Source organism: Promineifilum sp. (SeqCode) (assembly GCF_041918635.1).
Lineage (GTDB): Bacteria > Chloroflexota > Anaerolineae > Promineifilales > Promineifilaceae > Promineifilum.
In genome coordinates, this window is the sequence record NZ_JAYRVJ010000786.1 from 1 (window position 1) to 2,986 (window position 2,986).

Here is a 2,986-nt window from a genome sequence, read left to right on the forward strand (position 1 = left end):
CGCCCGCGAGGACGCCTTCGTCGAGGAAGGCCATGGGCTGTCGCGCGCCGACGTGATGTACAACGACTTCATCATCGTCGGCCCGGCCGCCGACCCGGCCGGCATCCAGGGTATGGCTACGGCGGCCGAGGCGCTGGCGGCTATCGCCGCCGAGGCTCCCTTTGCCTCGCGCGGCGACGACAGCGGCACGCACACCAAGGAGTTGAGCCTCTGGGAAGCGGCGGGCGTCACCCCCGATCCGGAAGGCGGTTGGTACAACTCGCTCGGCCAGGGCATGGGCGAGACACTGACCTACGCCAACGAATCCGGGGCTTACACGCTGACCGACCGGGGCACGTTCCTGTCGATGAGCGCCAACCTGCCCGACCTGGCGATCATGGTCGGCGGTGCGAGCATCGCCGAGAACGGCGATCCGAGCCTGCTCAATCCCTACGGCGTCATCCCGGTCAACCCGGAGAAGTCAGACGCCATCAACGCCGAACTGGCGCAGCTGTTCGTAGAGTGGATCACCTCGGCTGAGGTGCAGGAGCAGATCGGACAATTCGGCATTGAGGAGTTTGGGCAGCCGCTCTTTTATCCGGATGCGGCAGAATAAGGTTCCAGGTTCCAGGGGCCAGGTTCCAGGGAAGAGCGTTCTGCCCTGGAACCTGGCTCCTGGAACCTAGACCCTGATCCCTGACTCATGGAAACGTTGCTAGACGCTCTCCGCGAGGCGCTGCGGCTGCTGGTGGACATGGACCCGGCGCTGGTGGCCGTCGTCAGCATGACGTTGCGCGTCACCGGCGCGGCGCTGCTGCTGGCTGTGCTCATCGGCTTGCCGTTCGGCGCGTGGCTGGGGCTGCGCGAGCGGGTTCCGGCCGCCGGCTGTCTCCTGCCCATCATCTACACCGGCATGGGTCTGCCGCCGGTCGTCGTCGGCCTGTTCGTCTACCTGCTGCTCTCGCGGCAGGGGGTGCTGGGGCGGCTCGACTGGCTGTTCACGCCGCGGGCCATGATCATGGCCCAGACCATCATCGCCCTGCCACTCATCGTCGGCCTGACCATGACCGCCCTGCGCAGCATCGACCCGACGGTCAAGCTGCAAGTGCGCTCGCTGGGCGCGACGCGGCTGCAACTGGCCTGGACGCTGCTGGTCGAGGCGCGGCTGGGCGTGCTGGCGGCCATCATCGCCGCCTTTGGCGGCATCATCTCCGAGGTCGGCGCGGTGATGCTCGTCGGCGGCAACATCGAGGGGCAGACCCGCGTCCTGACCACGGCCATTGTCCTGGAGACGCGCCGCGGCAACTTCGCCCTGGCCCTGGCGCTGGGCATGCTGTTGTTGCTGCTGGCCTTCCTGACCAATTGGGGCTTCCATCGCCTGTCGGAGGAGCGCAGTGCTACCTGACGCCTTGCGCATGGGGACAGATTCGCGCGTCCACCCGGCCCACACCGCCGGCGCGCCCGACCGCTCCAACGGCGCGGCCAAGTCCGGCGCTGTCGCCAGCCCGCGCGCTCTCCACGACGAAACGGTCGCGCCGGGCGACATTTACCATCTGACCGGCCTGACCAAAGTTTACAATGACCGCACGGTGCTGGACATCCCCGACCTGACCATCCGGCGCGGCGAAGTCCTGGCGCTGGTCGGCCCCAGCGGCTCCGGCAAGAGTACACTGTTGCGCCTGCTCAATTTCCTGGAGCCGCCGAGCGCGGGCCACCTGAGCTTCGATGGCCGGCCGGCCGGCAGCGATCCGCCGTTGGCCGAGCGGCGGCGAGTGACGGCCGTCTTCCAGCGCCCCGCCCTGCTCCACCGCAGCGTGGCCGCCAACATCGGCTACGGCCTGCGCCTGCGCGGCGAGCGGCTGCCGGCGGCGCAACTGAACGCCTGGCTCGATCGGCTCGGCCTGGCCCACCTGGCGCGGCAGTCCGCGCCCAAGTTGTCGGCCGGCGAGTCGCAGCGCGTGGCCCTGGTGCGGGCGCTGGCGATACGGCCCGACGTGCTGCTGCTCGACGAGCCGACGGCCAACCTCGATCCGTACAACGTCGGCCTCATCGAGCGGCTGGTGGCCGAGGAGCACGCCGCGACGGGCATGACCGTGATCTGGGTGACGCACGACATCTTCCAGGCGCGGCGCGTGGCCGACCGGGTGGCGTTTCTGCTCGGCGGCCGGGTGGTCGAGTTGTCCGATGTGGAGACGTTCTTCAACGCGCCGGCGTCGCCCCAAGCGGCGGCCTTCTTGCGCGGCGAGTTGGTGTATTGAAGAGGAAGAATCCGCAGATTTCGCGGATTACGCAGATTTTGGACGTTGACACGAGGTTATAGGGATCGGCCGCGCCGTCATCACCCAGTTCCATGCGCTGGCCCCCTTTTCCATCCGGCGGGTTATTGGGGAAAGGCTCGGTTCCCGACGAGCCTTTCCCCAAGCCGCCCAGAGGAAGAGAATCCACAGATTTCACAGATTACACAGATTTCAAAACCTAATCTGTGTAATCTGTGAAATCTGTGGATTCTTCTCTTAATCCTTTGGCCGCCGCCGCTCGCGCAGGCGGCCGGCCAGGGTGCCTTCCTCGGATGGGTGCGCAGTGCTTGGCGGTGAGGCGTCGGTTGGCGGTCGGTGGTCGTCGGTCATCAGTCGCTCGTCTGCGCCAGGGGGTTGTGCGATAGGCAACATCTCCCCTGCTCCCCTGCCCCCCCGCTCCCCCGCCCTCTCCTTAGCCCTCAACAACTGCGCCATCCCCTCCGCCCGCTCCGGCCCCTCTTCATTCCTAATTCCTAATTCATAATTCCTAATTCTCCTCCACGCCCGCGCCCAATCGCGCCGCGTCAGCGTCAACCGGCGCGCGGCCACGTCGAGCGGCAACAGCAGCGCCGCGGCCAGCGTCAGCCACGGCCAGATGGGTTGGGCGGCGGGGGCGGCGTTGAGGTTGCGCTCGAAGACGGCCGCCGGCCCCGCGCCGCTGCCCTCGGTCAGGTTCAGCGCCCGCCCGCCCGTCCGCTCCGCCAGCGACG

The 2,986-nt window shown here is 67.8% G+C and carries 3 protein-coding genes and 1 pseudogene; 3 read left to right on the forward strand and 1 reads right to left on the reverse strand.

The genetic code is table 11. The features are described 5' to 3' along the window. From ACE3UY_RS22480 to ACE3UY_RS22490, 3 genes are all read left to right on the forward strand, one after another. A partial coding sequence (locus ACE3UY_RS22480) for a substrate-binding domain-containing protein (protein WP_374689704.1) occupies positions 1-595 on the forward strand: 595 nt, incomplete at its 5' end. Between the two features lie 87 nt (positions 596-682). After that, complete coding sequence (locus ACE3UY_RS22485; RefSeq protein WP_374689705.1) at positions 683-1,384, forward strand: ABC transporter permease; 702 nt, start codon at positions 683-685, stop codon at positions 1,382-1,384. Continuing rightward, entirely contained in the window at positions 1,374-2,237 is an 864-nt protein-coding gene (locus ACE3UY_RS22490) for an ATP-binding cassette domain-containing protein (protein WP_374689706.1), read from the forward strand. Before ACE3UY_RS22485 ends, ACE3UY_RS22490 begins: the two co-directional genes overlap by 11 nt. Positions 2,238-2,492: 255 nt before the next feature. Here the strand turns inward: ACE3UY_RS22490 and ACE3UY_RS22495 are convergent. After that, positions 2,493-2,986: pseudogene (locus tag ACE3UY_RS22495) on the reverse strand (hypothetical protein); the annotation flags it as partial.